Source organism: Hydrocoleum sp. CS-953 (assembly GCF_002260545.1).
Taxonomy (GTDB): Bacteria; Cyanobacteriota; Cyanobacteriia; order Cyanobacteriales; family Microcoleaceae; genus Trichodesmium.
Window position 1 is genome coordinate 1 of record NZ_LGSU01000471.1, and the last position, 3,212, is coordinate 3,212.

Genomic DNA, 3,212 nt, shown 5'->3' on the forward strand with positions numbered 1-3,212 from the left:
ATATAAGTATCTTTTAATCACCAATGTTAGACTGAATTTTTTCATTTGACATAAATCAAAAATTAAGTGATTAAAGAACTTAATTTATCTGTAACATTTTTTTGAAAAATGGTATTATAGTTTAGTATTGTGAGGTGATAAAGTAAGGGCAATAGCTATAACTACTGCTATACTAACTTTTAGTAGCACCTAAGAGGATGTTTGGAAAGTATTAATTTTGATTTAGTTCCCCCTAGCTCCCCTTGAAAATGGTGAAATACAACGGAAAGTCCCCCTGATTAAGGGAGACCATTGAGGGATAGATTACTTCTCAAACAACCTCTAAGAAATTTTTCTTTGGTTAACTAAGAAGAAACAAAGGAAGGCCAATTTATCCCATTGCTTGGGTCAGCAAATAACCAGGTCTATAGATAAGTAGGGAACTCTCAAAATTATACAGTTTGATTTGTCAGTATACTTCTAGCAATTCTACAATCTTCATGTATTTGAGCTTTCAGTAAATCTACAGAAGCAAATTTTTGTTCAGGTCGCAAAAACTCTATCAAATTTACAGTTAAAGTTTGACCATATAAATCTCGAGACCAGTCTAATAAGTGAACTTCTACAGTTGGGTGTAAACCATTTAATGTAGGGCGAAAACCGACATTCATCACTCCTAAGTAGGGTCGATCACCAGAAAATATTTCTTGGGGTTGCTTCTGAGCAGAAATATAGACTTCCACAGCATAAACCCCAAAATGAGGCAAAACTTTTTGTGGTGGTAGCTGGAGATTAGCTGTAGGAAATCCTAATGTTCTACCTAATTGTTGACCCTGGACTACTTGACCCACTAAACTGTAGGGGCGACCTAACAAACGATTTGATTTCTTCAGATCTCCTTCTTCTAAAGCTTGGCGAATTATAGAACTGCTAATACGTTCTCCATTTTCACAAGTATATAGAGGTACAATTGTTACACCTATATTATAATTAGCAGCGATCGCCTGTAAATCTTTTGCGTCTCCTGCCCTCTTGCATCCAAAACGGAAATCCCATCCTACACTTACTCTATATGCTTGTAAATGTTTTACCAGAATTTCTTCTACAAATTGAATAGGAGTTAAATCTGCTAATTCTTGATTGAATGGCAATAATACTACTTGGTCAACTCCGATCTGTTGGAAAAGAGCTAATTTTTCTGCTATTGGAGCCAACAATTTTTTTGGTTTTCCACTAAAAAACTCTTGGGGATGAGGATTAAAACTAACAACGGTGGAATAAATTTTTTGCCCTTGGTCATCATCATTATTGCCCAATTCACTTTGGCAATGCCATGATGAGAGTTTTAACTCTTGATGGAAAAATTGCAGCTTTTTGCCTTCATCTACTTCTGTAGCTGTTGCCAATTCTGATGGACAGACAGAAAGTAAGTTGGAGCTATTACTATTGTTTAAGTTTAAAATCGGTTCAACTACTTGCCAATGTCCTCGATGTAAACCATCAAAGTTTCCCAAGGCAACTGTAGTTGGAGTTAGAGCCGTAGCTAAAGAAGAAGTTATCCACACACCTTATATTTTCATTGATTTAGTCATCTTTTACCAGATTTAATCTGTTTTTTCTAAGTTTTTTGTTAGTTTACTAACAAAATTAAAATTAAGCAGAAATTTTAACTTCTTTTACAGTATTTACTTCTGAATTCTGTTCTTGACCATTACAAGGAGGTATTAATTGAATTGATAGACCTTCTCTTGCCATCAAACTATTAGGAAATTTCTCAGCCACTTGCTCTCCCACCTTATCTAAAAATTCATCATTGTGCATAGGATCGTGGTGAAAAATCACCAATTTTTTGACTTGAGCTGCTTTAGCAATTTTTACAGCTTCCTGCCAAGTGGAATGGCCCCAACCTATTTTACTAGACTTTTCCGAGTAATATTCTTCATCTGTATAGGTCGCGTCGTAGATTAAAACATCTGCTTGACGAGCCAAAAATAAAACATTTTCGTCAAGGCGGTCTGGGAAATGTTCTGTGTCTGAAACATAAGCAGCGGAATATCCTTGCCAATTTACACGGTATCCTACTGCTTCTCCTGGATGATTCAGCAAAGCATTTTCTATAAGTACATCATCAATTTCAATTGACTTACCTATTTCCAGATCAAAAAATTTGAGTTCTGCCCCCATAATTTGTAGAGGTACTGGAAAATTAGGGTTGAGCATTTGGTCATTAAGTCTTTGTTGAATAGTAGCTCCATTAGGAGCTACTGGCCCATATATAAGGAAACGATTACTTTTAACAAAGGCAGGTACAAAAAAGGGAAAACCTTGAATGTGGTCCCAGTGGGTGTGAGTGAATAACATATGGGCATCTATTGGCATTTGAGACAGAAGGGATTGACCCAGAACTCTTAGGCCAGTACCACCATCAAAAATGAAGCGATGTCCACCAACTCGCATTTCTAAACAAGGTGTGTTGCCTCCATATCTGACTGTTTCTGTGCCTGGGCAAGCAATACTGCCTCTTACGCCCCAAAATTGAATTGTGAATTGATGTTGTTTAACCGACATGAGTTTTATCGCAGAATTTCTTCAGTGAGTCCATCGAGGAGATTTTACTTATGAGTCAAATTTTTGCCACTAATATGGATCTGCCTAAGAATAAATATGTATACTTCAATAGTATTTTAACTGTTATCTTCCGTAATTTACTATCAGTAAATTTGAGGCAGTAATTTCACTCAGTTTAGTTTGATTAGGTACGGTAATAGTATCAGTTTGGGAATATTGAAAAGACCACATTTTGGGATAGTGGTTATGGTTCTAGTCTAACGCGTGCAAGAATAGGATTGGTAAGTATCTTGATGATAATTGGGTTAGTTTGGCGATTTTGGGCATCTCATAGGGCACGGCAGTCAAAAGTCACAAATCAGAAGTCAGAAGTGATATTTGAATTGCTTAAAGTATATATTGTACAGTAATTTGAGGTAAGAATCAAATATGAGAATTTGATTCCTAGTTGCCATATATATTTGATTTGACAACTAAAAAAATATTTATGGTGATTTTGATTAATATAGACCACTATCAGAAGGTCTTTCATTCATGGATAATGGATAATGGATAATTATCTCTGGTTAAAACCGTAACGGAATTGAATATAAGGACATATCCTAGCACTTTTCTCTTGGTAGAATGACTAAAAGTAATTATAGTTTTCTCACAGATTACCAAGT

General features: G+C 35.6%; 2 protein-coding genes. Both read right to left on the minus strand.

What is annotated here, in order from left to right; translation table 11 throughout:
• Positions 1 to 431 precede the first annotated feature (431 nt).
• Complete coding sequence (locus AFK68_RS04735; RefSeq protein WP_094671800.1) at positions 432 to 1,544, minus strand: bifunctional riboflavin kinase/FAD synthetase; 1,113 nt, start codon at positions 1,542 to 1,544, stop codon at positions 432 to 434.
• An 88-nt stretch (positions 1,545 to 1,632) separates the two neighbouring features.
• On the minus strand, positions 1,633 to 2,547 hold the full coding sequence (locus AFK68_RS04740) for an MBL fold metallo-hydrolase (RefSeq protein WP_094671801.1): 915 nt from the start codon (positions 2,545 to 2,547) through the stop codon (positions 1,633 to 1,635).
• Positions 2,548 to 3,212 lie beyond the last annotated feature (665 nt).

Bases quoted from the DNA above. Each gene is read 5' to 3' on its own strand.
- AFK68_RS04740 (WP_094671801.1), bottom strand. From the start codon at position 2,547: ATGTCGGTTAAACAACATCAATTCACAATTCAATTTTGGGGCGTAAGA.